Genomic DNA, 23,974 nt, shown 5'->3' with positions numbered 1-23,974 from the left:
AACGATATTTTGCAGCCAGGAGACTAGGCCTCATGGGATCCATCGACGAAGCCGAGCAGATGCGTGATGCGCCGGTGCAGGGGAGAATCACGGACGAAGCGATTGCCGCCGCGAAGGCGATGATCGGAATGCGGCTACGGCCCGAGGGCCCATACCTGCAGGATGTTACGGTCGACACGATCCGCAACTTCTGCAACGGTATCGGCGAGCTGAATCCGCTCTACCGCGACGCGGAATACGGCCGCAACTCACGCTACGCAAACGTCATCGCCCCGCCGATGTTCCCCATGGCGTACGGATGGCTCGGCCGCACTCGCTGGGGTTTTCCGGGTGTGCACGGCTTCTATGCCGGAAACGATTGGGAACTCTTCAGGAACCTCCGTCCCGGAGACCGCATCAGTGCCGAAGAGCGGGTCGTCGGCGTCGACATAAAAGACAGTGAGTTCTCGGGCCGGCTTGCGATCCAGTACGTCGAGGCTCATTTCCTCGACCAGCACGACAATCTGGTCGCACGCATCCTCGGCTGGTGCACGCGCCATGAACGTAGGGCCGCCAAAGAGAAAGGCAAGTACAAGGACGTGACCAGGCACGAGTACAAGGCCGAAGAGCTGAGTGCGATCGACAAGGCCGTGCTCGAGGAAGAGAAGAACGTCTGCGGCCGCAACGTCCGCTATTGGGAAGACGTGGAGGAGGGTCAGGAACTCACGCCGATCGCGCGCGGACCGCTGTCCATGATGGACACCATGGGCTTCCTCGTCGGCTGCGGTCGCGGCCACACGCATGGCATTCTGCTCAAGGGTGCGGTCCGGCATCCCGGTCACTTCTTCCGCAATCCCGAAGCGGGCGGCGGCGTCGAGTACACTGGCATCGGGCATCACCGTGAATCCGTCGCGAAGGAAGTCGGGGTGCCGGGCGTGTACGACTACGGCCCGCAGCGATCGGCCTGGGTGGCCACGCTCGTCACCAACTGGATGGGCGACTCGGGCTTTCTGAAGCGCGTCAAGACCGAGTTGCGCCGTTTCAACACCATGGGCGATACGACATGGTGCAAAGGCAAGGTCGTGCGCAAATACAAGCAGGACGGCTTTGCGCTGGTCGATATCGACGTGTGGGCTGAGAACCAGCGCGGCGAAAGGACCGTAACCAACGGCGCCGCCACGGTGATGCTGCCGTCGAAAGACGTCAAGACGAAGATGTTCCGCGACGGCTCCGGGCTCGACCTCGGCCACGCCACTTATGGTTAGACCGGCCGCGAGGCGACCGATCGGTCAGGTACTTGGCCGCACTATGGCCATCGGAAGGGGAACGAACGGCGGCATATTGCCGGCGAAGTCACGCCACCTCACGTGCAAACGCATGCACGACGATAGCACGTGGCGCGTGGCCTGATGGCTGCCGCGGATCATGCCCCGCTCGCGGGCTATACGGTGGTGGAGCACGCGCAGGGCGTCGCGGCGTCCTATGCAGGGCGCATGCTGGCCGTCATGGGTGCGACTGTCGTCAAGGTTGAGCCGCCCGGCGCAGGAAGCGCTCTGCGCCGTAGCGAACCGCTGCTCACCACCGATCCGCCGGTAAGCGCGCTCTTCCACTACCTCAACGTCGGGAAGCAATTTGCGACTTGCGATTTGGGCACGTCCAAGGACCGCTCGCTCTTCGGCCAGCTTCTCGAGCGCGCGGACTTGCTGATCGACGACACCCCGGTCGCGAAGCGCGAGAACCTCGGTCTCGATCCGGACGCGATCGCCGCCAGGTACCGCAAGCTCGTGTACCTGTCCGTGCTGCCGTTCGGCGCGATCGGCCCGCACGCACGCTATCGGGGTTACGAGCTCAATGTCATGCATGCGGGCGGTGAGGGCTACCTCATGCCGAACGGGCTGACGCTGGAAACTTTCCCGGAGCGGCCGCCGGTCAAGATCTACGGCCACTTCGCGGAGTTCATGGGCGGCACGTCGGCAGCCTGCGCGGCGCTTTCCGCGCTCCTCGTGCGCGACGAAGTCGGCGGCCAGTTCGTTGACGTCTCCGTGCAGGACGCGAACGTCTTCGTCGGCTGCTTTGCTCTACAGCGCCTCGGTGAGGGCGTGCTCGAGACGCGCCACACACGCTCGTTCAAGTATGGCGGCGTGCTTGAGTGCAGGGACGGTTACGTCGGCCTGCTCACGCTCGAGCAACGGCAGTGGGAGGGGCTGACCGAGGTCATGGGCAGGCCGAACTGGACGCTCGAGCCCGCACTCGCGGATCCGCTCGAGCGCGGCCGGCGCGGCGGAGAGATCAACGAGCACATTCGTGCCTGGGCCAAGACGCAGTCGGTGGCCGAACTGGTGGCACGCGGCCAGGCGTTGGGCGTGCCGCTCGCAAAGTACAAAGAGGCCTCGGATCTGCTCGCCTCGGAGCAACTTCGGACGCGAAAGGTGTTTCAAGCGTTGGAAGTTCCCCACGTCGGCAGCCTGCCGGCGTTCACTGCGCCGTTTCAGCTCGGGGGCGAGCCGCTTCGGATCGGACGCGCGGCCGCGGAGCCTGGCGCCGACAACGATACGGCCTGGTGCGCCTGGCCGGAAGATGAGGGTGCACAGCTCGCGCAGCGGACGCAATCCCCCCAAAGGAGCCGTCGCGTGATGAGCCGGCAAGCAACACAAGGAAAAGCGGGTCCGCTCGCCGGGGTACGCGTCGCGGATTTTACCCTCCACGCCGCTGGACCGTTCTGCGCTCACCTGCTCTCCCTGCTCGGCGCCGAATGCATCAAGATCGAGACCAGCATGCGGCCGGACATCTTCCGCAAGCCCCATCCGGTCTATGGACGCATGACGGCGGCGACATTCGATCAGGTCGCCTCGAACAAGCTTTCGGTGCAGTTGAACCTGAAGGATCCGCGCGGCGTCGCTCTCGCAAAGCGCATCGTCGCGGTAAGCGACATCGTATGCGAGAGCTTCCGGCCTGGCGTGATGGAACGCCTGGGCCTCGACTATCCTGCGCTGAGGCGGGTCAAACCGGACGTCGTCATGGTGTCGGTCTCGGCATCGGGCCAGACGGGGCCCGAGCGCGGCTACGCCGGCTACGCGCCGCTCTTCGGCGCGGCCGGTGGCCTCGGTACCCTGACAGGATACGAAGACGGGCCGCCGACCGAAATCCGGCACGTGATGGACCACAGCACCGGGCTCACCGCCGCCATGGCGACGCTTGCCGCGTACCTGCGCAGGCAGCGCACGGGGCTTGGGCAACATGTCGACGTCGCCGCGTGCGAAGTTGCCTGCGGTTTCATCGGCGATGCGCTGTTGCAGTACGCGGCGACGGGCGTTGCGCCCCGCCGCGGCGGCAACGATGCGCCAGGGATCGCGCCCCACAATGTCTACGCGTGCGAGGGCGAGGACGCTTGGGTGTCGATCGTCGTCGCAACCGACGACGAGTGGCGCGCGTTCGCGCAGGTGCTCCAGCGCGAAGACTGGCTTCAGAACCCGCGTTTCAAGTCCGCTGCGTCGCGCTGGACGCATCGCCACGAACTCGACAGAGAGATTGGCGCATGGACCCGCGGGAGAACACGTGAAGAGGTAACGCGCGTGCTTCAGGCGGCCGGTGTCGCGGCATTCCCCTCGTACACTGCGCAGGATATCGTCGACGACGCCCACATGGATGCGCGTGGGGCGATCACCAGCCTCACTGGACCCGAGGGCGAGATACGCAAGGTCGTGGGGGCGCCTTGGCGCTTCTCGCGTACGCCGGCATCGATCGATCGTTGGACGCCGAAGCTTGGGGAGCACAACGATTACGTTTTTGGCGAGCTTCTCGGGCTTGAGCGGAGCGAAATGGAAGAGCTCGTTGCTGCCAAAGTCATCTCGTGATGTCAGCTCCTCTCGCCGGTATAAGAGTCATAGCGCATGGTGACTCTGCCGCGGTCGCGTACGCCGGGAAGCTTTTCCGGGATCTGGGCGCCGAGGTCACCCCAGTGCGCGGAAGCGTTGCGCCCGACCTGTTGACCGGGAGCCAGGTTCTTCTCTGCGGCTCGACGGACGGCCCAAGCGCGCTCACGATAGACCCGGAATCGATTGCGCACCACCATCCGCATCTTGCCATCGCCGTCATTTCGCCGTTTGGCGCACGCGGCGAGGCGAGCGGGCGGCCCGCCAATGACCTTACGCTCCAGGCATTGGGCGGAATTTCTTTGCCTATCGGGTTGCCCGGAAAGCCGCCGCTCAAGCTACCAGGCAATCAGAGCGCGTACCAAGCCGGCCTCGTCGCGGCCATCGCCGTGACCGGTGCGCTGATGTCGCGGCGTGGGGCGCTGCTCGACGTTAGCGCGGCGGATGTATGGGCGTCTTTCTACAGTGGAGTCGACGTCGCGCTGACTCATTTCGGACGGTACAAGAAGACACGTTCAGGACATCGCGTCTCGGGCCAGCCGTATCCGCGCACCATTTTTCGCTGCAAAGACGGCGACTTCGCGATCCAATGCGGCGAAAGCCGCCACTGGCAGGCTTTCCTCCGGATGATCGGCCGCGAAGACCTCGCCACCCATCCTCTGTTTGCGAACCGGTTCAAGGCGAACGACGAGCGCGGTGACGAGTGCGACGCGCTGATCGAGCCCTGGTTCCTCGCACGTCCCAAGGACGAAATTCTGCGTGAGTGCCTCGAGCACAAGATTCCCGGTGCACCGGTCTATTGCATGCGCGAGGTGGTCGATCATCCGCATCTCGCGCAGCGCGCTTACTTTCCGACTTGCAATGTCTACGCAAGCTTGACGCGCGGCCGAGGAAGCGACCCGGGAGCGCCATCGCCGAGGCGCACGGACTCCGTTCGCGCCGTGGACAAGGCTCGCCCGTTGAGCGGACTGCGGGTCGTCGACTTCGGCTGGGTGTGGGCCGGCGCGGTTCCGGGCCACGTTCTCGCTGATCTCGGGGCGGAAGTGATCAAGATCGAAAGCGCGAGCCCGCTCGACTACATGCGTCAGGGACGGCCGATCGTCGGCACGCACAAGGACCCTGAACAGAACCCGATGTTCCAGAACGTCAATCGGGGCAAACTCAGCATGCGCATGAAGCTCGACCACCCGGATTCGAGGGCGGTGCTGCTGGATCTTGTGGCCGCAAGCGACGCCGTGATCGAGAACTTCTCGCCCGGCGTCATGCAGAAGTTCGGGCTCAGCTACGAGGACCTGAAGCGCGTGAAGCCGGACGTTGTGATGTGCTCGATGTCGGCGGTCGGACAGGATGGCCCGCTGCGCGGCATCCGCACGTACGCGACCATGATTGCGAGTCTTGCCGGTCTCGACAGTCTCGTCTCCTATCCCGGCGGTCGCGTGCTCGGGTCGCAGTCCTCCTATGCCGACCCGAACGCCAGCTTGCACGCGACGCTCGGAATTCTGGCGGCGCTGTGGCGGCGCAGCCGAACGGGAGAAGGTGCCTACCTCGACCTGTCGCAATGGGAGGCAGCAGTGAACGTTATGGGCGAGTACTTCTCCGAGTATCCTTGCCCTGGAGCCGCGCCGCAGACGCGCGGCACGCGTGAGGAAGAGAACGCTCCGCACGGCCACTACCCCGCGGCAGGTCACGATCGCTGGATCGCAATCTCGGTCGCCAACAATGTGCAGTGGCAGGCGCTTCGTGCGGTGCTGGAGCAGCCTGCAGCGCTGACGGGCGAAATGTTTTCGACCGGCTCCGGACGCGTTGCAAACCGCGAGGAGCTTAATCGGCTTCTGGCGTTGGGGACTGCGAAGTACGATGCCGAAACGCTTGCGTCGCGCCTGATGGCGAGCGGCGTGCCGGCGGCACCGCTGCTGGATCCATCCGGGATAGCCGCCGGCGGGCACTATCGCGCGCGGGCGCTGTTCGAGACCATCGAGCATCCGGTGCTCGGCGCGCTTCCCGTTTATCGCCTTCCCTGGCATATCGACGGCGCACCTATGTCGCTCACCCGACGCGCGCCCTTGCTGGGTGAACACAACGAGTACGTGCTGAGCGAAGTGCTGAGGTATCCGCAGGAGCGCAGGCAGGCCCTTCAGGGAGCGGGCGTGTTTTCATGAAAAAACCAGGAGGATGGATGTACCGGAGAGCGTTTGTGCTGAGCGCCCTTGCGCTCGGCGTATCGGTCGCTTCACCGTTTGCCGCCGCGCAGGGTGGAACGGATTACCCCGCGCGACCGATTCGCCTTATCGTGCCCGCAGCGCCGGGCGGAGGGACGGATTTCACGGCGCGCACCATCGCGCAGAAGCTCGCCGAAGCGATCGGCCAAACGGTCATCGTCGACAACCGGCCGGGTGCAGCGGGCAATCTGGGCGTCGAGATCGCAGCGAAATCGTCGCCAGACGGCTATACGCTCGTGATGCCGATTACGTCATTTGCGATGAATCCGCATCTCTACAAGGAGCTGCCCTTCGACACCGTCGCGGATTTCGCGCCTGTAACGCTCGCATCGATCGCGCCCCTTTATCTCGTCGTCCCGCCCTCGCTTCCAGCGAAGAGCGTAAGCGAGCTCGTGGCGCTCGCGAAGGCAAGGCCGGGACAGCTCAACTACGCGAATTCCGGCAATGGCACGAGCGCGCATCTCGCCGGTGAGCTCTTCAAGAAGACGGCCGGCATCGACCTGGTGAGCGTCCCGTACAAGGGCGGCGGGCCGGCCGTCGTCGATCTCGTCGCGGGGCGCGTCCAGATGTACTTCTCGACCATTCCCGCCGCGCTCGCGCAAGTGAAGGCGGGCAAGCTTCGCGGTCTTGCCGTAACGAGCAAGGCACGCGTAAACCTTTTGCCGGAGGTCCCGACCGTGGCAGAGTCCGGCCTGCCCGGATACGAGATCGTCGGCTGGTTCGGCATCTTTGCGCCCGCCGGCACGCCGAAACCCGTCATTGCCAAGCTCAACAAGGGGCTCAACGAGGTTCTGCATGTGCCCGACACGCAGAAGCGATTCTCATCCCAAGGACTCGTGCCCGGGGGTGGAACTCCGGACGAGCTCGGCAGATTCTTGCGCGCCGAGCTCGCCAAGTGGGGTGCTCTCATCAAACAGATCGGATTGGAGCCGCAATGAATTCCCCGGACGCTGAAGTCGCCATAGCCGGCGACAAGAGCGAAACGATTGCGCACAAGCTCGCTCGGCACGTCGCCCGCTTCCGTTACGAGGACATTCCACAGGCAACCGGCGACCGTGCGAAGCTTCTGATCCTTGATGCAGTCGGGATCGCGTACGCGTCGACGCAGTACGACTTCGCGCATCGGGTGCTGACCGGCTTGTCCGCTCTGAACGAGGGAGGGCGGTCAAGCCTGATCGGGCTCCCTGGCACACTCTCGCTGCGCGACTCCGTCGTAATGAACGGGGTGCTCGTGCATGGCCTCGATTACGACGACACGCACATCCGCGCGATCATTCACGCGACTGCGAGCGCATTTCCGTGTGCGCTGGGTGTCTCCGAGGCGCTCGATGCTCCCGGCACGTCACTTCTCGCGGCCTACGTTCTCGGAATGGAAACGGCCAGCAGGATCTCGGATGCGGCGGGTGGGAAGTTCCACGACTACGGCTTTCATCCGACGGGGCTCGCGGCGCACTTCTCATGCGCCCTACAAGCAGGCTGGCTTTACGGTCTTACGCCGCGGCAGCTCGTCATGGCGCAGGGGCTGGCCGGCAGCACGGCGGCAGGAAGCCAGGAGTTTCTGGAGGAGGGTGCCTGGAACAAGCGCGTGCACCCGGGTTGGGCAGGCGCTGCCGGCATCACCGCCGCACAGCTTGCGCGCGCCGGCTTCAAAGGACCGACCAAGCCCTACGAGGGACGCTTCGGCCTTTTCAAAAGTCATCTCGGCAAAACCGAGGAGGGGGTCCGCTACGAGGCGATTCATGAGTCATTTGGCAAGACGTGGGAGGTCCACAACGTCGCCATCAAGCCCTATCCCATCTGTCATCTGATCCACGCAGCAGCGGATTCCGCGCTCATCCTGCGCGACAAGCACGCGATCCGTCCGGACGACATCGAGGGTGTCGTTGCATACGTGCCGCAGCCCACGCTGCACATCATCGCGGAGCCCGTCGAAGCCAAAGTGCGGCCCGCCAACGAATACGACGCAAAGTTCAGCACGCAGTTCGTGCTGGCGACCTGTCTCGTGAAGGGTCAGTTCGGCCTCGCCGAGCTGCTGGACGAGACCCTGCGCGATGCGGAGATCCTGCAGCTCGCTCGGAAGGTGACCTGCGTGCCGGATGCGAACGCGCTCTACCCACAGTACTTTTCGGGCGGAGTTGAAATCCGCATGTTCGACGGTCGTACCTTCCGACACCACGAGCAGGTGAACCGAGGTGCGGGCGATCGTGCGCTCTCCGCGGATGATATCCAGCGCAAGTACTTCGAGAATGCCACGATGGCGATCAGCCAGGCGCGCGCTGAACGAGTTTGCGAAGCGGTGCTCGAGCTGGAAAAGCGCTCGGCAGCCGAATTTGCCCGGCTGCTCGCAGCCTAGCCAGGACTATTCCTTCGCGGCGAATCGCTGCTCCAGTGCACGCGCCTCGCGCAATCCGACCAGATCGTTGAGCTCGTCGAACGACAGCGCGTAGTCGGGACGCTCGACGATTTTTCCGGTCCGAAGCTGCTCGGACAGCGTTGCCAGGCCGTTCTTCATCCCCTGGATCGCACAGGCCGTGAGGAGCCGCGGGTAGATTACGGCGGCCACGCCGAGCTCCTGCAGCTGCTCGGCACTAAGCAGCGGCGTCGTGCTCCGCGCCCGAATTCCGAAGCCCATGTTGACGCAAAGCGGCTTGCTCACGCTTTGGGCAACCGTGCGGATGTCCTGCTCCGACAGAAGCGCATCGGCAAAGAGCAGATCGGCGCCCGCCTCCGCGTAAAGGTTCAACCGGCGGATCACTTCCTCGATGCCATGGGTCGCGAACGCGTCGGTACGCGACTTGAGGATGAAATCTCGATCGCGCCGCGCTTCCACGGCCGCGTGCAGCTTCTCCACCATTTCTCCCGCGCTCACGACCGACTTACCGCTCATGTGGCCGCAGCGTTTGGGCCACGTCTGATCTTCGATCATTACGCCGCAGATTCCCGCTTGCTCGAACTCGCGCACCATGTGATACACGTTGAGAGCATTGCCGTACCCTGTATCCCCGTCGGCGAGGAGCGGAATCGTGCAGCATGCTGCAAGAGCCCTGCAGGAATTCACGTTGGTCTCCAATCCCATCAGGCCCACGTCGGCTTGGCCCAGCAGTGCTTCGCTCAGGCCTGCCCCGGAGATGAAACCCGCGGGGAACCCAGCCTGTTCGACCAGCCGCGCACTGTAACCATCGAATACGCCGGGCAGCACGCAAATTTGCGGCGACTCGATAAGCGAGCGGAGCTTCGTGGTCAGGTCGTGCATGTCATCCTCCAGGTTGCGAGATTGGGCGAAGAGCGGGGAGCTGCATTGTTGGTTACCGCGGCAGCCGATGGAGCGTCAGATCTGGCGCCGCATTCGATTTTGCACATGACGGAGTGCGTGTCACGGAGACCTGAGATGCACATGGAGCGAGCGGATGATCTTCGCGCTCGGAGGCTGTTCCAGGCCAGAGGAAGCTCAAGACCGCCAAGCACGGTCCTTCTGCGCCTTGGAGACTCGATGTGGCGTACGTTGACATTCTCCTGGTAGCGCTGTGCTCCTAACTCTCGCCATTCGAACCTCATGACGATAGCAGAATGGCATTCGACTGGTCGTCCACGCGGACCGAAAAATCCGGTGGTACGAGGATGGTCGAATCAAATTCCTGAATGACCAACGGACCATGCCGCTGGTTCGCGCCGACACCCGACCGGTCGCAGATGCTGACATTTACCCATCCATGCTCGCTTCCGAAGTAGGCGCGTCGCTCCCCTATGGGGACCGCACGCCCCCTGGCAAAGCGAAGCCTCTCGGGAACCCGCAGCCTTTCCTGCACACCGCGCGCGACGAGGCGTAGGTTCACGAGCTCAACCATGCTGTCATGCGCGCGATGTCCGTAGGTGCGCTCGTGTGCGTCTTCGAACGCGGCCGAGAGCCGCGCGAGCGAGTCGCGCGTCGTCGCCCCTGCGGGCCACGGGATCGAGAGCTCCTGGAGCTGACCGTGATACCTGAGCTCGCCCATCCGCTCGAGGATGCAGCGATTTCGGCTGTAGGCTTCGCGCTCGAGAGTGGCAAGTGCCTGCCTCTCGAGGAGTCCCCAGCTCGCCTCGAGCGCGCTCACGTCGATCGCGTCGGTGAGTCCCAGCACCGTCTGCGTGAGGTGATGCTCGACCTCTGCGTAAAGGGCGCCGAACGCGGAGAAAATGCCGGCGGCGGGCGGGATGATGACGCGCCGCAGCTCGAGCTCGCGCGCGATCGCTGCCGCGAAGAGGCCCCCATTCCCGCCGAAGGCGACCAGACTGTAGTCGCGCGGATCCTTGCCGCGCTCCGTCGAAACCGACCGGATCGCGCGCGTCATGTTCGACACCGCAATACGGTAGACACCGTGGCTGAAGTCGACGAGATCCATGTCCAGCCGCTGCGCGATTCTTGCGAGTGCGGTGCGCGCACGATTGGTGTCGAGCGGTATCGCACCATCTGCGAGCCCTGGCGCCCCGAGATAACCGAGCAGGAGACAGGCGTCCGTGAGCGTGGGATCGCTACCGCCGAGGCCGTAACACGCCGGGCCTGGTGTCGCGCCTGCGCTCTGCGGGCCGACATGCAGGGCGCCGCCGCTATCTAGCCACACGATGCTTCCGCCCCCGGCGCCGATCTCCGAGATGTCGAGCGTCGGTGCGCGAAGCACGTACCCGCCGCCTTTTGCCATCCGTCCCGACCGCGAGAAATCGCCGCCGATCTCGTACTCACTCGAGTATGAGATCGCCCCATTCTCGATCAATGCCGCCTTGGCCGTCGTGCCGCCGATGTCCAGCGCAACCGCGTTCCTCTCGCCGATGGAGCGTGCAAGGTGTTGTGCAGCCACCGTGCCGGCGGCAGGTCCGGACTCGATGACATGTATGGGCCTGTCGCACGCGATTTCAGCACTCATTGCGCCGCCGCTCGACTGCATGATCATGAGCGGTGTGCGGTAACCTCGGGAGACCAGCCCTTCGGAAAGCGAGGCGACGTAGCGCCGCACGACGGGGGTGATATAAGCATTGATAACGACTGTGCTTGTGCGCTCGTATTCGCGCATCTCCCGCAACAGATCGGAAGACACGGTGGCGTAGAGCTCCGGCGCTTCCTTGCGCACGATCTCCCGGACGGCCTCTTCGTGCGCCGAATTCACGTACGAATTAAGAAGGCATACCGCGATAGAGCTAACGCCACGCGCCCGGAGATTCGCCGTCGCCTGCTTCACCGAGCCCGCGTCGAGCGGCGTCTGTACGCGCCCGTCGTGAGTCATGCGCTCAATCACTTCCTCCCGAAGATACCGGGGCACCAGCGGCTCAGGCTTCTGCCACTCGAGGTCGTAAAGGCGAGGGATACGGATGCGGCGAAGCTCGAGCACGTCGCGAAAGCCGCTAGTCGTAATGAGTCCTGTCACGGCGCCTTTGCGTTCGATGATCGCGTTGGTCGCGACGGTGGTGCCGTGCACGATTGCGCTGCAATCGGCCGACATGAGCCCCAAGCCTTCCAGCATCGGGTCGAGGATCGCGAAGATCCCGCGCTCGAAAGCGTCGGGGCGCGAGATCCCCTTGCCGACGTGAACCGTGCCGTCGGCCTCGATTACAACGACATCGGTGAAGGTGCCACCGATGTCAATACCAAGGGCGTACGGCCGCTCGAGGTGTCGGGCCATCGCTAGACCAGGATCGTATTTGATATATCATACCTCAGTAACTCCCCTCGCTTGCTACGATATGCACACATGGGCGCGCCGCTTGACCCTGTCACCGCCTCTGTAGTCGAGCACGGGCTCGGCAGCATTACCGACGAGATGGCGAACGTCGTGGTCTCGACCGCCTACTCGCCGCTCGTGCGCGATCTCTACGACTTTACCGTTGCCCTCTGCAACGTGCGCGGCGAGATGGTGGTGCAGGGCGTCGGTATGGCGATCCACCTCGGCGCGCTGCCTTCGGCTGTCGATGCGATCCTGCGCAAGCTCGGCGCGCAACTGCAACCGGGCGACTGCGCGATCATGAATGATGCCTACGAGGGCGGGATGCATCTCCCGAACGTGATCCTGCTCACGCCGTGCTATGCGGAAAGCGATCTGCTTGGGTATGCGCTGACGATGGCGCACCACACTGACGTTGGCGGTCACGTGCCGGGAAGCGTTCCAGTGAACAGCCGCGATATCTTCGGCGAGGGCTTGCGCATTCCGCCGATGCTGCTTGTGCGTAACGGCGTTCGCAACGACACACTGCTTGCGTTGATCGAGCACAACGTGCGTGTGCCGCGCGATTTTTTCGGCGATCTCGAGTCTCAGGTGAGCGCGTGCCGCACGGCCGAAAAGCGATTGCAGGCGCTTTCGCAGCGCTACGGATCACATACGATTCTTGCCGTGATGGAGGGGCTCCTGGATCGCAGTGAAAAGATGGCGCGCGCCGAGATTGCGGCGCTGCCCGACGGCGAATACAGCTTCGAGGATCACCTCGACAACGACGGTATGGATGGTCCGCCGCAGCGGCTGAGTGTAACGATTCGTATCGAGGGCGATGAGCTCACGGCCGATTTTACGGGCACGGCGGCGCAGGTCCCGACCGCGATCAACTCGCCGCTCGCGTACTCGCGCTCTGCGTTCTATCTCGCGGTGCGCTCCATCATGTCCGCAGAGCTTCCCAACACCGCGGGATTCTTTAGACCGCTCCACATGATTGCACCCGAAGGCACGATTATCAATCCGAAGTTTCCGAGTGCGGTGGGCGCGATGGGGATCAGTGGCTATCGTCTCGCCGACACGATTTTCGGCGCACTTGCGAAAGCCGCCCCGCACGCGGTGCGCGCGGCGAGCGAGGGCGGTACGACACGCTACACGTTTGCAGCGACCGTCGACGGCAAGTCAAGCATTTTCAGCGAAGCGTTGGTGGGCGCTTGGGGCGGACATGCCGCGCTCGATGGGATCGATGGTGTAGCCAACATCGCGGCCAACATGGCGAATTCACCCATCGAGATGGTCGAGAGCACCTATCCGGTGATGGTCGAGGAATATGCGTACGAGCCCAATTCCGAAGGAGCGGGTGCGCGGCGCGGCGGCCTGGGCGTGCGGCGGCGGGTACGCATTCTTGCGGAGCAGGGTGGGATACTCCAGATTCGTTCCGGGCGCGCGAAACAGGCGCCTTGGGGCACCGCCGGAGGACATCCGGGTTCGACGTGCCAAAACGTGCTGGATCCAGGTACATCGCAAGAGCGGAGGCTGAAAGGTCTCGAAACGATCCACGTGCCTGCCGGCACGGTCTATTTGCACGTGACACCCGGCGCAGGCGGGAATGGCGCGCCCGGCGAGCGCGATCCGCAGCTCGTGGCGCGCGACGTGCGCGACGGCAAAGTTTCGGTCGAGCGTGCATGCGATGTCTATCGCGTCGCAGTTTCGCCCGAAGGCGTCATCGATTATCAAGCAACGGACGCATTGAGACAGGATGGTCCGTGCTGAGCCTGGCACTGGCGGGGTCGAACGCCGAACATTCACCCAATGAAGGGAAACTTTCCTATGCAACGTATGACAGCCCAGCTCCGCGCCATGCTGAAGCGCGGCCAGTTCCTCGAGCTACCCGCGACGTATGACCCAATCACTGCGCGCTTGGCGGAGAGCGCCGGGTTCAAGACGATCTACAACGGCGGCTTCGTCACCGGCGGAAAGAGCTGCCTCAGCGAGCCGTTGCTCACGATGAGCGATCAGATCGCCACCGCCGCCGATATCGCGAAATGCGTCAAGGTCCCGCTCGTTATGGACGCAGGCGCAGCATGGGGCGAGCCGCTGCACGCGATGCGTACCATACGCGAGTGCATCTGGGCGGGAATCGCTGGCGTGCACGTCGAGGACCAGATTTTCCCGAAGCGCGCGCATTACCACGCGTACCGTGTGCACAACATTCGGCGTGGCGAGTTCATCGACAAGATCAAGTATGCTTGCAAAGCGCGCGATGAAGCTGATCGCGACTTCGTGGTCATTGCGCGCTCGGATGCGGCGCGCGTCGAAGGCATCGGGGAAGCGATCGATCGGGTGAACGCCGCCGCCGACGTCGGCGCGGATATGGGACTCGTCTTCCCGCGCACGCACGACGAGGCGGCGCTAACGCCGAGGAAAGCAAAGCTGCCGATGGTGTACGTGCAGAGCCGCGGCACGCGCGACGGTCGCCCGCTCTACAGCTACAGGCAGCTGAAGGACATGGGCTACGCGGGCTGCATCGACGCGACACTACCGATTTGTCTTGCCTACCACTTCATCGGTCAGGCCATGAAGGAGCTCAAGAAGACCGGCGATTACACCGGCCTCACGAACGAGCAGTTCATCGCCGCGCGAAAGGGAGTCGAAGACATTATCGGCCTCGAGCAGTTCTACGCGATCGAGCAGCAGACGGTCGAGAAAGGGAAGGAGAAGGCAAAATCAAGCGGCGCCGGCAGATCGATCCCACGGGCGCAGAAAGTCGGCCGCAACCGCACAGTTGCATAGAAGACCCGGCTCATGCGCTCGCTAAAGGCGAAGGTAAGGGCGCTGCTTTCCTTCGCACTCCGCTGCATGCTTACTCGATCCTTCGAGTCACTGCCCGCGTGTCGCCGAAGCTCGGTACGTACACCGAGTGTGTGCCCGGTCCCCCGGCGACAATGATGCCGATTTCTTCAGGCTTGCTCGCGATCGGCAACATCGTATTGGCATTGATCTCCCCGAGCTCACTGCGCCTCGAGTAGCACGTGCGCTCGAAGTCTTTCGCCGCCATGCGCCCTGCGCGCATTTTTGACCTTTCCCAGAGCGCGCGCTTCAGGTCAGCTTTGCTGTAGCCCTCCTTCCGGATGATTTCGGCGTGCTCGGGCGCGATCACGAGCCACGGCTCGCCGCCGATCCAGTAGTCATTGCTGGGCGGAAACGCCATCGTTTCCGCGATCACGCGGATCACGTCCTCCGCATCCTTCGCATGGGTATTCATGTTCGTGGTGCCCGCAGGGCCGATGACGGTCACTGTGCTCTCCTCCCGTGCGAAGCCGCGCTCGACGTGTAGCGGGTCCCAGGGCGATGCATCCTCGTTCTCAGCACAACAGAAGCTGTACTTTCCAGGCTGTCCCTGTGTCGCACGGTCCATTTCAGCGGGTCTCGCGCCACCGATGTTCTGCAGGATGAGGCGCATGCCGCGGCCGAGCGTCGCGTTTGCCCAAACGCCTTGCCCGAGGCAGTTCGTGCCACAAGCAACACCGAGCTTGCATGCGATCGGCCCGTTCACCACGAGCCATACCGCCGCGGGATTCGTAGTCGCCTGAATGCCTTGCAGGTTGAACTCACTCGCGCTCACTGCCTGCACTGCCGCGATCAGCACCGGCATGTATTCGGGGCGGCAGCCCGCCATCACGGCGTTGACGGCGATGTGCTCGACGGTCGCGGCGCCAAAACCCGGGGATATGGTAGCGATCAGCTCATCCGGCGCCCGGCGGATTGCACGCAGCATATTCGTCACGCGCTCAGGCGTCGGAGGCACGATTGGAAATCCGTCTGTCCAGCCGCGCTCGTCGAAAAAGCGATTGAGCTCGTCGAGGTCGTCCGGGGCTTCGGTCAGGATCGCGCGGTGTTCCGCGCGCACGTGCGTCACGCTCGGAATGCTCATTTCGCCGCTCCTATGAGCTTCACGATTTCTTCAAGGCATGCTTCTGCAATCTCGCGCACCTGCTCGCGCGTGCGCGCGCCGAACGGGTGCGGAATCACCGCGATTGCTAGATCCGGGTGTCCGAGCGCGCGCGCCTGTGCGTTGCCAAGACCGACGAACGCAGTCGAGCAGACCGTGAGACTCGCTTTCCCGCGGTTCGCGATCTCCACACTGTCGTGGACACTCCACGACGTGCAGGACCCTCAGTCACCCGAGCCGGTGATGACGAGCACGCACTTCTCGGCGAGCTCGTTCACAACGAGCTCGGGCGCGGGCATTGCAGCGCCGCGCTTAGCGCGCTTGATGACCCCCGCGACGCCGTAGCGTGCGACGAGGAGCTCGGCCAGATCATCCACCAGCGCATTGAAGTTCGGCTTCGCGTTATCGATAAAGCCGATTGTCTGGCCGGCAAGCGCCGAGACCTTGAGCCGCCCGTTCTTTGGCGCGTGATAGCTCGACGCCGTTGGGTTGTAAATCAATGCCATTTCGAAGCTTCCTTAGTCGACGCGTGCACCCGAGATCTTCACGGCCTGTCCCCATTTGGCGATCTCGGACTTCAAATATGCCGCAAACTCCTGGCGCGTGCTGCCTATTGGGACGAGCTGAAGATCGTGTATGCGCTTCTGCATTTCCGGTGCGGTGACCGCGTTGATGACCTCTCGGCTTATGCGATCGAGGATGGGCGCTGGCGTGCCGATCGGTGCGACGAGTCCCGTCCACGCCCTGACGTCATAGCCTTTGACCCCTTGTTCATCTAGCGTCGGCACGTCCGGCATGAACGGTACACGCGTGTTCGGCGATACGGCTATGGCGCGGAGCTTTCCCGCCTTAACATGCGGAAGAACCGCCGGCGTGGTCTCGGCCGTCATTGAAATGTGGCCGGCGATCACGTCGGTGAGATTGGGCACCGAACCCTTGTACGGGATGTGCCGCAACTTTATGCCCGCCATCGAGGCGAGCATCTCTTGCGCGAGATGCGAGACCGTTCCGGCGCCCGATGAGCCGTAGCTCAACTCGTCCGGCTTCTGCTTTGCAATGACGATCAACTGCTGCGCGTTTGCTGCGTGGAGGGTGGGATTGATGACGAAGATCATCGCAACCTCGGTCATGTTGCTGACGGGTGCGAAACGCGCAGCGTATCGTACGGCAACTTGCGGTAGAGATTCACATTGATCGCAAGCGCGCTCGTGCCCCCGGCGAGATACGTGTAGCCATCGGCGGCTGCCTTTGCGCCGAGCTCCGAGCCCACAACGCTGCCTGCTCCAGGACGGTTGTCGACGATGAACTGCTGTCCAAACGTGGTCGAAAGACGTTCCGCAACGGTGCGCGAGATGATGTCCGCGGCCTGACCAGGCGGAAAAGGCACGATGATGCGCACCGGGCGCGTAGGCCATTGCTGCGCAAACGCGGAGGCGGATGCAAGAAGAACTGCGAGTAATAGAAGGGTGGCCCTCATTTCTTTCCTCACCTCCTTATCCTGCTTAGCCAGTGGACGCGAGATCGCACGGGATGTCATACGTGGGCTTTCCGGCGGAAACGGCACAAATGATGCGGAGCCGCCCCGCTGCGGCCATTGCTGAGCGGGCGCATCGGTGCAGACGCGCACAGATCCCGGTTTGTGTCATTAACCCGTCGCCGAAGTATAATGCATGATATTCGAAAAGGGCTAATCACCTCATGCGTTGAGGAGGCAAAATGGTAGACACCGATACGGCAGCTGCATGGCGTGTCTCTGATCTGGAAAAGGATACGCGCTGGGAATTCGAGTTGGACGAGCGCGCACGCGGCGATCTGCTCGGAGCGCTGCGTAAGTCGGCGGCGCCGGAGAGGAACCTTCTCGACTATCGACGGGATGAATTCGATCTGGGGTCCGCCTGGCGCGTCATCGGCGAGGCGCTCGACGAGGTGAAAAGGGGATGTGGCGTCGCGCTCGTGCACGGACTGCCGCGCGAGGGTCTTGATCAGAAGCAGTTCGAGCTGTTGACCTGGGTCATCGGTTTGCATGCCGGTGTCGCGCGACCCCAGGGCAAGGCAACCCAGTACATTTCCGCCGTGAGAGACGCCGGTACGGCGTATCGCACGGGCACCGGCCGCGGTTATTCATCCAACGCCGAGCTGGACTATCACACCGACTCCTCCGACATCGTCTTTCTCAGCTGCTACAACAGAGCGGCGTCGGGTGGCATGACCATCGTGACGAGCTCCATCGCCGCCTACGATGTGATGCGAAAAGAGCATCCGGAGATGCTGGAGTGGCTGCATCATCCGGTCCACTTCAGCCGACAGGGCGAGCAGGCGCACGACGAAGGCGCATCCGTCGTGCAGCCGATCTTCGACCAAGCGGACGGCAGGCTCTTTAGCCGCTGGAACTGGAATCGCGTGACGTTGGCGCAGCAGCTCGAAGGGGTACCGCAGCTCTCCGAGACGCATTGGACTGCGCTCAGGACGTTCGATCAAATCGTGCGGGGGCCGGACTTGGCCTATTCGATGTGGTTGCAGCCCGGCGACATCCAGATTGTCAACAGCCACGTCACCCTGCATTCCCGGACCGCTTTCGTCGATTACGAGGAGACAGCATCCAAGCGCTTGCTATATCGGCTGTGGCTCGCTCCCCCCGACAGCGAGCGCTTGCCCCAGAGTTGGCGCGATCTCTACAGAGCCGTCGAACCGGGCACTGTGCGAGGCGGCATCCGCGGGCATTCCTACGATGACGTCCGCCGCGACTATGAAAAGCGGCAGGCGCGCGATCTCGGCATGAAGATGCCGCAGGAGTAACAACACGCCGACCGGCGCTCACGATGCTGAACGTCGTAGCGCCGTTCGATATTCGGAGCGGCAACGAGATCAACGGTGGCTCGCTCGACGAGCTCACGAAGGATGATTTGAGAAGAGCCCGCGACTCACGCCAGAGTCATCAGCATCTGTAACGATGGAGTAGGACGCATGGTCGAAGTATCAAGGACAATGCGCGTCCTAAGCGAGTACATCGCAGGCGCGCTACGCAAGCGGTTACCGAGTGAAGTCGAAGAACGCGGTAAGCTCCATCTCCTGGATACGCTTGCGGCGCTTGTGTCCGGGTCGAGGCTCGTGCCAGGTCAACGCGCGATCGACTATGTGAAAGGACTTGGCGGCACGAAGGAAGCGACGGTCGTTGGCACGCGCATCGTGACGAGCGCGGTGAACGCGGCCTTCGCCAACGGCATGTTTGGCCACGCCGACGAGACCGATGACTCGCATCCAGCCTCGATGACGCATCCCGGCTCCGCAATCGTGCCCGCGGCCCTCTCAATGGCCGAACGCGAGAACCGAAACGGGACGGCGCTGCTCCGCGCGGTGGTCCTGGGCTACGATGTCTGCGCGCGTCTCACCATGTCGCTCAATGCGATGGATCTCTTCCTGCGCGGCCATCATCCGCCCTGCTTCGGCGATCTTTTCGGTGCAGCGGCTGCAGCGGGCGCGCTCGCGCGACTCGATCCTCAGCGCGTGCGCTACATGCTTTCCTATACCGCTTAGCAAGCCTCCGGCATATCGTGCCTCTTCAGCGATCCTCAGCATATCGAGAAGTCGTTTGACATGAGCGGCGCGCCTGCACACAACGGTGTGCAAGCCGCGCTTCTGGTCGCGCATGGCTTCACGGGCGTCGCCGATGTGTTTTCAGGTCCACGCAATTTCTTCTTCGCGTTCTCTCCGGAGAACGGGAAGCCAGCCGAGCTCGTTCGCGGCCTCGGGAAGTCTTATGAAATCATGAATGCGTCGATCAAGAAGTGGCCCGTCGGTGCGCCGATTCTCGCGGTTCTCGACGCCATCGACACGCTCCGCAGCGAAAGCCCTTTCGAGGTATCGGAGGTCGAGCGCGTGACCGTCAAGATCGGCGACAAGGAGTCACTAGTCGTAGACAACCGCGCGATGCCCGATATCTGTATGCAGCACTGTGTCGCGGTGATGCTGCTCGACGGCAACGTGACGTTCAATGCCTCCCACGACTTCAAACGTATGCGCGATCCGCGCGTACTGAAGTTGAGGAAGCGCGTCGACCTCATTGGCAGCCCCGAATTGAACGATCCCAAGCGCCGCTGGCACGCACACGTGGAGATACGCTTGAAAGGCGGCCGGAGCCTTGCCCACTACACGTTTGCAGCGCGCGGTAGCTCCTACAATCCAATGAGCCGCGACGAGGAAAACGCGAAGGCCCTCGATCTGCTAGCGCCCGTACTAGGCGCACGGCGCGCCCAAGGCCTCATCGCGGCGGTATGGGATATCGAAAAGGCGCACAACGTACGGGAGCTGCAAAAGTTCTACCGTGTCTGATGAGGAGATGTCGATGTCGGCATTACCATTGGCGATAGCATTGACGGCATGCGTTGCATTCGCGGCCGCCTCACCCACGGCCGCGCAAAGCTACCCTACGAAACCGATTCGCATAGTCGTGCCCTATGCACCCAGCGGCGGCACAGATGTTATTGCGCGCCTGCTTGCGAAGAAGCTGAGCGAAACGTTCGGGCAGGCCGTGGTAGTCGACAATCGCAGCGGTGCCGGTGGCATTGTGGGGACTGAGCTCGTGACGCACGCACCTGCCGACGGTTATACGCTGCTCTTGACATCGAGCGCGCACACGATCGTTCCTGCCATGGGTACTCGTACGCCGTACGATCCGGTGAAGGACTTCACTCCTATCAGTCTTCTCACGGCGCAACCGTATCTGATGGTCGTTCATTCTTCCGTTGCGGCAAGCACTGTCGAGGAATTCATCGCGCTCGCTAAGTCTCGGAACGGCCAGATCAACTATGGATCGGGAGGCATCGGTACCGCCCCGCATCTCGCAGGGGAGCTTCTGCAGAGCATCGCTAGCGTGAAGCTCGTACATGTCCCCTACAAGGGCGGCGGTCCCGCGCTCGTCGGAGTCGTCACTGGCGAAGTTGAAATGCTTTTCTCGAGCCTCCCGACGACGCTCCCCCAGGCACAGGCTGGTAAAGTGAAAATCCTTGGCATTTCGAGCTTGAAGCGGAGTGCGGCGGCGCCATCGGTACCGACGCTCGCGGAAGCGGGCGTCCCGGGCTTCGAGGTCATCAACTGGTATGGCGTGCTCGCACCCGCAAAGACAACGGAGCGTGCGGTTACGAAGCTTCACGACACAATAGTACGTGTCCTACACGCGCCGGACATCGCGGCGCGGCTCGCGGCCGACGGAACAGACGTGGTTGGCGATTCGCCCGCACAGTTCCGCGAATATCTCGAAAAAGAGATCACAAAGTGGAGACAGGTCGTTCGCACAACAGGCGTGACAGCGCAGGAAACGCGCTGATAAGCACCGGGATGTCTGCACTTGATTCGGCGCTCCGCTCAGGGCTGGCCCAAGGAAGTTCAGGATCCGATCGCGCTTCCCCGCAATTACAAGCGCAAGCGAATGTCGGCACTGGGCGTTATGGGCGCTTTCCTATTCGTTCGATGAACGGCTGCGGCTTGCCGCGTGGGGTTTACTGCTTCTCAATGTGCGCCTGCAGCTCGCGCCATCCGGCGTCGACGTGCTCGCGCAGTGCGGCTACGACGTCTTTTCTATCACCCGCTTTCATCGCTTTCAGCAGACGCCGGTGTTCCGCTGTAGCGCGGCCGGGCCGGCCGGCAATGAGATTGATAAGGTCAAATGGATATTTCGCCCACAGGATTTGTGCAAAATGAAACGTTTGCGGTAACTGCGCCAGGGAATAGATCTGCCGGTGAAATCGGTAGTTGACTGCGCGTAGCGCTTTGCGGTCCCCGTGCGCCTCTGCTTGCTCAAACTCCCTTTGCAATTCGGCGAGCTCGGCATAGTCCTTCGGTGTCATGTACTTCATAGCCCCAAGTGCGAGCTTGGTTTCGAGCATGATGCGGAGCTCATTGATTTCACGGGTCGCAAGTGCATCGAACGGAGCGACGATAACACCTCGATGCGTCTCGCTCAGCACGTACCCTTCCGCCTCGAGAATCCGAAACGCTTCCCGGACGGGCGTGATGCTCAGATTCAACTCCCGCGCTATGTCGCCTTGCTTCAGACGCGCACCGCGTTCGTAGCGTCCAGAGAGAATTCCTTCGCGCAGATAGTCGGCGACGAATTCTTCCTTGGTCTTGTAGTCCATGGACGGCGATTGTAGCTGACCAGCCTGCGCGGGTACATGTCGCAAAGTGGATCGACATAGTGGGCAATTTGGCGTCCTGGTCCCACGTTGGGCTAATGCGGGGCGGCTGGCATGCACTCATCGTTATTGAGCCCGGGATCGCACGTGAATGAAGTTAGGACGATGTCCGGCGCTACTTGCGGGAAAACATCAAGATCATCGCACATGGAATACGCGTCGCACGCGCACCGGCGGATCGAATTTTCTGGCCGGGGCTACGTCCATATGCTGCATTTCATCGGTACAGGAGGAGGACGGCGGCAGATGAGTAAACGAATAATAGCCAGCGTCATTGGCATCATTCTCACCATAGGCCCGTTCGGCGTCGCTCGCGCGCAAATCTATCCCGAGCGCCCAGTACGCATGGTCGTGCCTACTTCGCCTGGTGGCAGGACTCTAGGCGTGCCAAGTTTCGCCACTGCCGGATTCGGTGAGATGGTTTTCCCAGTGAGTGAACAGTACTTTCATAGGATTGAGGTATGCTGATCCGTTTGATTCTTGTCGGAACCCTGATTGCCGTATACCAATCGGCAAGTGCGCAAGAGTTCCCCGTCAAACCCGTTCGGATATTGGTTGGAAATCCTCCCGGCGGTACTGCAGACCTGATTGCAAGGCAACTCGCAAAGCATCTCTCAGGCGTTTGGCAACAGTCCGTCATCGTGGACAATCGAGTCGGTGCTTCGGGGGTAATCGCGACAGACTTGGCTAGCAGGGCAACTCCAGATGGTTACACGCTTCTTGTAAGCGCTCCTGGTCCCCTTACGACCCAAGTAATCCTGTCTGACAAGCTTCCATACGATCCGCTTAAAGACCTGACCCCGATTACAGTGCTGGCGGTTGCGCCGAGTGTTCTGATGGTGAGCACCAAGGTGCCTGCCAAGACCATCGCAGAACAAAATTGAGTTGAAGCTCATGATGAAGGACTACGGACACATATCGCCGCTTGTGAGCGGCGATGTCGTTCCCGAGGGGATCGATCTTGTCATCGAGCGGGATAGTCCCAACGCCCTAGATCGAACCCTTAGCGACACCAGCATCGGCGCCGGCGAACTGTCGTTGAGCCGTCACCTCAGTCGGCTGGCACAGGGGGATGCGAGCTTCGTGGGGATTCCAGTATTCCCTTCGCGCAGCTTTAGGCACCGCTGTTTCTTCGTTCGCCATGACAGCAAGCTCGAAAGTCTGGAGCAGCTACAGGGTAAGCGGATTGGTTGTAACGAGTGGCCGGCGACAGGCAACAAGTGGAGTCGTGCAGCGCTGCGGCATGCCGGTGTGCGCATCGAGGATATTCGTTGGTCGGTCGGGTCGATCGATGGCGCACCCTCCAGCCGCCCTCAGGGAATTCTTCCGGCGCACGTGCAGGCGGTGACGGACAAAGCGCTGCTCTCGATGCTGCTCGCCGGCGAGTTGGATGCTTTGATGTGTCCCGTGCCGCCAAAAGGGTTCTACGTCGAAGGCAGTCCGGTCATCCGGTTGCTGCGCAATTTCCGGCAGGCGGAGATGAACTACTATCGTGACACAGGGATTTTCCCCATCTTTCACATCGTCGGGGTGCGGCGGGAAGTCTACCAGCGGGGACCCTGACATACTGCGAAGACTGTTCAACGCGCTCGAGGACTCAAAGCGGCGCTGGCAGGCGAATCGGAAGCAGCTAGCGGACCTCACTCCTTGGACGTTGGCTGAGATCGAGGACACTACGACTCTCTTCGGGGAGGATTGGTCCCCTTACGGCATCGAGCAGAACCTGAAGGTCATTCAGATGCTATGCGACGAGCAGCTTGCACAGGGGCTGGTCTCTAAACGGCAGGACGCCCGGCAGGTTTTCCCGGAGTTCGAGGCTTCGCTCGCCGACTGACCGAAGTAACACGTCCATTCCAGTTCCCGATCGGGGTCCGAGATCACAATCACACGAACTGCTGAGCTGGCCGGAAACTGCGTCCCCTTGTCGCGCCTATACAAGTGTGTATATTATATTAATCGTACGCCGTGAAATTGATTTTAAAATCAATTGGATAAGTAACTATGTTGCTGATGCTCGACAACTACGATTCCTTCACCTACAACCTGGTGCAATACCTGGGCGAGCTGGGGGAGGACGTGCGCGTGTTCC

23 protein-coding genes and 1 pseudogene are annotated in these 23,974 nt (G+C 62.4%); 16 read left to right on the top strand and 8 right to left on the bottom strand.

What is annotated here, in order from left to right; genetic code table 11:
• The first annotated feature begins 32 nt into the window (after window positions 1–32).
• From GEV05_14565 to GEV05_14540, 6 genes and pseudogenes are all read left to right on the top strand, one after another.
• Window positions 33–1,244: an acyl dehydratase gene (locus tag GEV05_14565; GenBank protein MPZ44593.1), complete on the top strand. Its 1,212-nt coding sequence runs from the start codon at window positions 33–35 to the stop codon at window positions 1,242–1,244.
• Window positions 1,245–1,388: 144 nt separating this feature from the next.
• Window positions 1,389–2,525: pseudogene (locus GEV05_14560) on the top strand (CoA transferase).
• Window positions 2,526–2,612: 87 nt separating this feature from the next.
• Window positions 2,613–3,833 carry a CoA transferase gene (locus tag GEV05_14555; protein MPZ44592.1) on the top strand — a complete coding sequence of 407 codons (1,221 nt, stop codon included), beginning with the start codon at window positions 2,613–2,615 and terminating at the stop codon, window positions 3,831–3,833.
• Window positions 3,830–6,010 (top strand): hypothetical protein, encoded by a 2,181-nt coding sequence (locus GEV05_14550; protein MPZ44591.1) that lies wholly within the window; start codon window positions 3,830–3,832, stop codon window positions 6,008–6,010. Before GEV05_14555 ends, GEV05_14550 begins: the two co-directional genes overlap by 4 nt.
• On the top strand, window positions 6,007–7,008 hold the full coding sequence (locus tag GEV05_14545) for a tripartite tricarboxylate transporter substrate binding protein (GenBank protein ID MPZ44590.1): 1,002 nt from the start codon (window positions 6,007–6,009) through the stop codon (window positions 7,006–7,008). Before GEV05_14550 ends, GEV05_14545 begins: the two co-directional genes overlap by 4 nt.
• Window positions 7,005–8,423, top strand: coding sequence for an MmgE/PrpD family protein (locus tag GEV05_14540; protein MPZ44589.1), 1,419 nt, complete (start codon window positions 7,005–7,007; stop codon window positions 8,421–8,423). The genes GEV05_14545 and GEV05_14540 overlap by 4 nt, the downstream gene beginning before the upstream one ends.
• Window positions 8,424–8,429: 6 nt before the next feature.
• On the opposite strand, the gene GEV05_14535 is transcribed toward GEV05_14540, so the two are convergent.
• Window positions 8,430–9,323 carry a carboxyvinyl-carboxyphosphonate phosphorylmutase gene (locus GEV05_14535; protein MPZ44588.1) on the bottom strand — a complete coding sequence of 298 codons (894 nt, stop codon included), beginning with the start codon at window positions 9,321–9,323 and terminating at the stop codon, window positions 8,430–8,432.
• A gap of 298 nt (window positions 9,324–9,621) precedes the next feature.
• Window positions 9,622–11,721, bottom strand: a complete 2,100-nt coding sequence (locus GEV05_14530) for a hydantoinase/oxoprolinase family protein (protein ID MPZ44587.1) — start codon at window positions 11,719–11,721, stop codon at window positions 9,622–9,624.
• A 69-nt stretch (window positions 11,722–11,790) separates the two neighbouring features.
• Here GEV05_14530 and GEV05_14525 point away from each other — a divergent pair, with 69 nt between their 5' ends.
• Window positions 11,791–13,515, top strand: a complete 1,725-nt coding sequence (locus GEV05_14525) for a hydantoinase B/oxoprolinase family protein (GenBank protein ID MPZ44586.1) — start codon at window positions 11,791–11,793, stop codon at window positions 13,513–13,515.
• Between the two features lie 39 nt (window positions 13,516–13,554).
• A complete protein-coding gene (locus GEV05_14520; protein MPZ44585.1) occupies window positions 13,555–14,535 on the top strand; it encodes a hypothetical protein in 981 nt (326 codons plus the stop codon).
• Between the two features lie 70 nt (window positions 14,536–14,605).
• Here the strand turns inward: GEV05_14520 and GEV05_14515 are convergent, their stop codons facing one another.
• The 5 genes from GEV05_14515 to GEV05_14495 are packed head-to-tail and all read right to left on the bottom strand — an operon-like array spanning window position 14,606 to window position 17,321.
• The gene (locus GEV05_14515; GenBank protein ID MPZ44584.1) at window positions 14,606–15,676 is read right to left on the bottom strand and encodes a hypothetical protein; all 1,071 of its coding nucleotides are present in this window, start codon (window positions 15,674–15,676) and stop codon (window positions 14,606–14,608) included.
• On the bottom strand, window positions 15,673–15,885 hold the full coding sequence (locus GEV05_14510) for a hypothetical protein (GenBank protein MPZ44583.1): 213 nt from the start codon (window positions 15,883–15,885) through the stop codon (window positions 15,673–15,675). Before GEV05_14510 ends, GEV05_14515 begins: the two co-directional genes overlap by 4 nt.
• 33 nt (window positions 15,886–15,918) lie before the next feature.
• On the bottom strand, window positions 15,919–16,200 hold the full coding sequence (locus GEV05_14505; GenBank protein MPZ44582.1) for a hypothetical protein: 282 nt from the start codon (window positions 16,198–16,200) through the stop codon (window positions 15,919–15,921).
• A 12-nt stretch (window positions 16,201–16,212) separates the two neighbouring features.
• Window positions 16,213–16,824, bottom strand: a complete 612-nt coding sequence (locus GEV05_14500; protein MPZ44581.1) for a hypothetical protein — start codon at window positions 16,822–16,824, stop codon at window positions 16,213–16,215.
• Entirely contained in the window at window positions 16,821–17,321 is a 501-nt protein-coding gene (locus GEV05_14495; protein ID MPZ44580.1) for a hypothetical protein, read from the bottom strand. The genes GEV05_14500 and GEV05_14495 overlap by 4 nt, the downstream gene beginning before the upstream one ends.
• An 89-nt stretch (window positions 17,322–17,410) precedes the next feature.
• Between GEV05_14495 and GEV05_14490 the strand changes: the two genes are divergently transcribed.
• From GEV05_14490 to GEV05_14475, 4 genes are all read left to right on the top strand, one after another.
• A complete protein-coding gene (locus GEV05_14490) occupies window positions 17,411–18,490 on the top strand; it encodes a hypothetical protein (protein MPZ44579.1) in 1,080 nt (359 codons plus the stop codon).
• Window positions 18,491–18,658: 168 nt separating this feature from the next.
• Entirely contained in the window at window positions 18,659–19,228 is a 570-nt protein-coding gene (locus GEV05_14485; GenBank protein MPZ44578.1) for a hypothetical protein, read from the top strand.
• Window positions 19,229–19,288: 60 nt separating this feature from the next.
• Window positions 19,289–20,023, top strand: coding sequence for a hypothetical protein (locus GEV05_14480; GenBank protein MPZ44577.1), 735 nt, complete (start codon window positions 19,289–19,291; stop codon window positions 20,021–20,023).
• A complete protein-coding gene (locus GEV05_14475) occupies window positions 20,016–21,017 on the top strand; it encodes a tripartite tricarboxylate transporter substrate binding protein (GenBank protein ID MPZ44576.1) in 1,002 nt (333 codons plus the stop codon). Before GEV05_14480 ends, GEV05_14475 begins: the two co-directional genes overlap by 8 nt.
• A gap of 172 nt (window positions 21,018–21,189) precedes the next feature.
• On the opposite strand, the gene GEV05_14470 is transcribed toward GEV05_14475, so the two are convergent.
• The gene (locus GEV05_14470) at window positions 21,190–21,828 is read right to left on the bottom strand and encodes an FCD domain-containing protein (protein ID MPZ44575.1); all 639 of its coding nucleotides are present in this window, start codon (window positions 21,826–21,828) and stop codon (window positions 21,190–21,192) included.
• Window positions 21,829–22,346: 518 nt separating this feature from the next.
• Here GEV05_14470 and GEV05_14465 point away from each other — a divergent pair.
• The 4 genes from GEV05_14465 to GEV05_14450 all read left to right on the top strand — a co-directional run.
• On the top strand, window positions 22,347–22,769 hold the full coding sequence (locus GEV05_14465) for a hypothetical protein (GenBank protein MPZ44574.1): 423 nt from the start codon (window positions 22,347–22,349) through the stop codon (window positions 22,767–22,769).
• A gap of 10 nt (window positions 22,770–22,779) precedes the next feature.
• Window positions 22,780–23,448 carry a hypothetical protein gene (locus tag GEV05_14460; GenBank protein MPZ44573.1) on the top strand — a complete coding sequence of 223 codons (669 nt, stop codon included), beginning with the start codon at window positions 22,780–22,782 and terminating at the stop codon, window positions 23,446–23,448.
• A gap of 91 nt (window positions 23,449–23,539) precedes the next feature.
• Window positions 23,540–23,719: a hypothetical protein gene (locus GEV05_14455; protein ID MPZ44572.1), complete on the top strand. Its 180-nt coding sequence runs from the start codon at window positions 23,540–23,542 to the stop codon at window positions 23,717–23,719.
• Between the two features lie 167 nt (window positions 23,720–23,886).
• Window positions 23,887–23,974, top strand: an 88-nt coding sequence (locus GEV05_14450) for an aminodeoxychorismate/anthranilate synthase component II (protein MPZ44571.1), incomplete at its 3' end; no start/stop codon positions are given.

It is taken from the genome of Betaproteobacteria bacterium (assembly GCA_009377585.1).
Taxonomy (GTDB): Bacteria; Pseudomonadota; Gammaproteobacteria; order Burkholderiales; family WYBJ01; genus WYBJ01.
This window is presented reverse-complemented; position numbering and strand designations above follow the sequence as displayed.

Coding starts and splice junctions, on each gene's coding strand:
- GEV05_14485 (MPZ44578.1), top strand. CDS start 18,659: ATGGTCGAAGTATCAAGGACAATGCGCGTCCTAAGCGAGTACATCGCA.
- GEV05_14490 (MPZ44579.1), top strand. CDS start 17,411: ATGGTAGACACCGATACGGCAGCTGCATGGCGTGTCTCTGATCTGGAA.
- GEV05_14530 (MPZ44587.1), bottom strand. CDS start 11,721: ATGGCCCGACACCTCGAGCGGCCGTACGCCCTTGGTATTGACATCGGT.
- GEV05_14460 (MPZ44573.1), top strand. CDS start 22,780: ATGATGAAGGACTACGGACACATATCGCCGCTTGTGAGCGGCGATGTC.
- GEV05_14515 (MPZ44584.1), bottom strand. CDS start 15,676: ATGAGCATTCCGAGCGTGACGCACGTGCGCGCGGAACACCGCGCGATC.
- GEV05_14565 (MPZ44593.1), top strand. CDS start 33: ATGGGATCCATCGACGAAGCCGAGCAGATGCGTGATGCGCCGGTGCAG.
- GEV05_14470 (MPZ44575.1), bottom strand. CDS start 21,828: ATGGACTACAAGACCAAGGAAGAATTCGTCGCCGACTATCTGCGCGAA.
- GEV05_14465 (MPZ44574.1), top strand. CDS start 22,347: ATGCTGATCCGTTTGATTCTTGTCGGAACCCTGATTGCCGTATACCAA.
- GEV05_14540 (MPZ44589.1), top strand. CDS start 7,005: ATGAATTCCCCGGACGCTGAAGTCGCCATAGCCGGCGACAAGAGCGAA.
- GEV05_14555 (MPZ44592.1), top strand. CDS start 2,613: ATGAGCCGGCAAGCAACACAAGGAAAAGCGGGTCCGCTCGCCGGGGTA.
- GEV05_14535 (MPZ44588.1), bottom strand. CDS start 9,323: ATGCACGACCTGACCACGAAGCTCCGCTCGCTTATCGAGTCGCCGCAA.
- GEV05_14505 (MPZ44582.1), bottom strand. CDS start 16,200: ATGGCATTGATTTACAACCCAACGGCGTCGAGCTATCACGCGCCAAAG.
- GEV05_14520 (MPZ44585.1), top strand. CDS start 13,555: ATGAAGGGAAACTTTCCTATGCAACGTATGACAGCCCAGCTCCGCGCC.
- GEV05_14545 (MPZ44590.1), top strand. CDS start 6,007: ATGAAAAAACCAGGAGGATGGATGTACCGGAGAGCGTTTGTGCTGAGC.
- GEV05_14525 (MPZ44586.1), top strand. CDS start 11,791: ATGGGCGCGCCGCTTGACCCTGTCACCGCCTCTGTAGTCGAGCACGGG.
- GEV05_14480 (MPZ44577.1), top strand. CDS start 19,289: ATGAGCGGCGCGCCTGCACACAACGGTGTGCAAGCCGCGCTTCTGGTC.
- GEV05_14500 (MPZ44581.1), bottom strand. CDS start 16,824: ATGACCGAGGTTGCGATGATCTTCGTCATCAATCCCACCCTCCACGCA.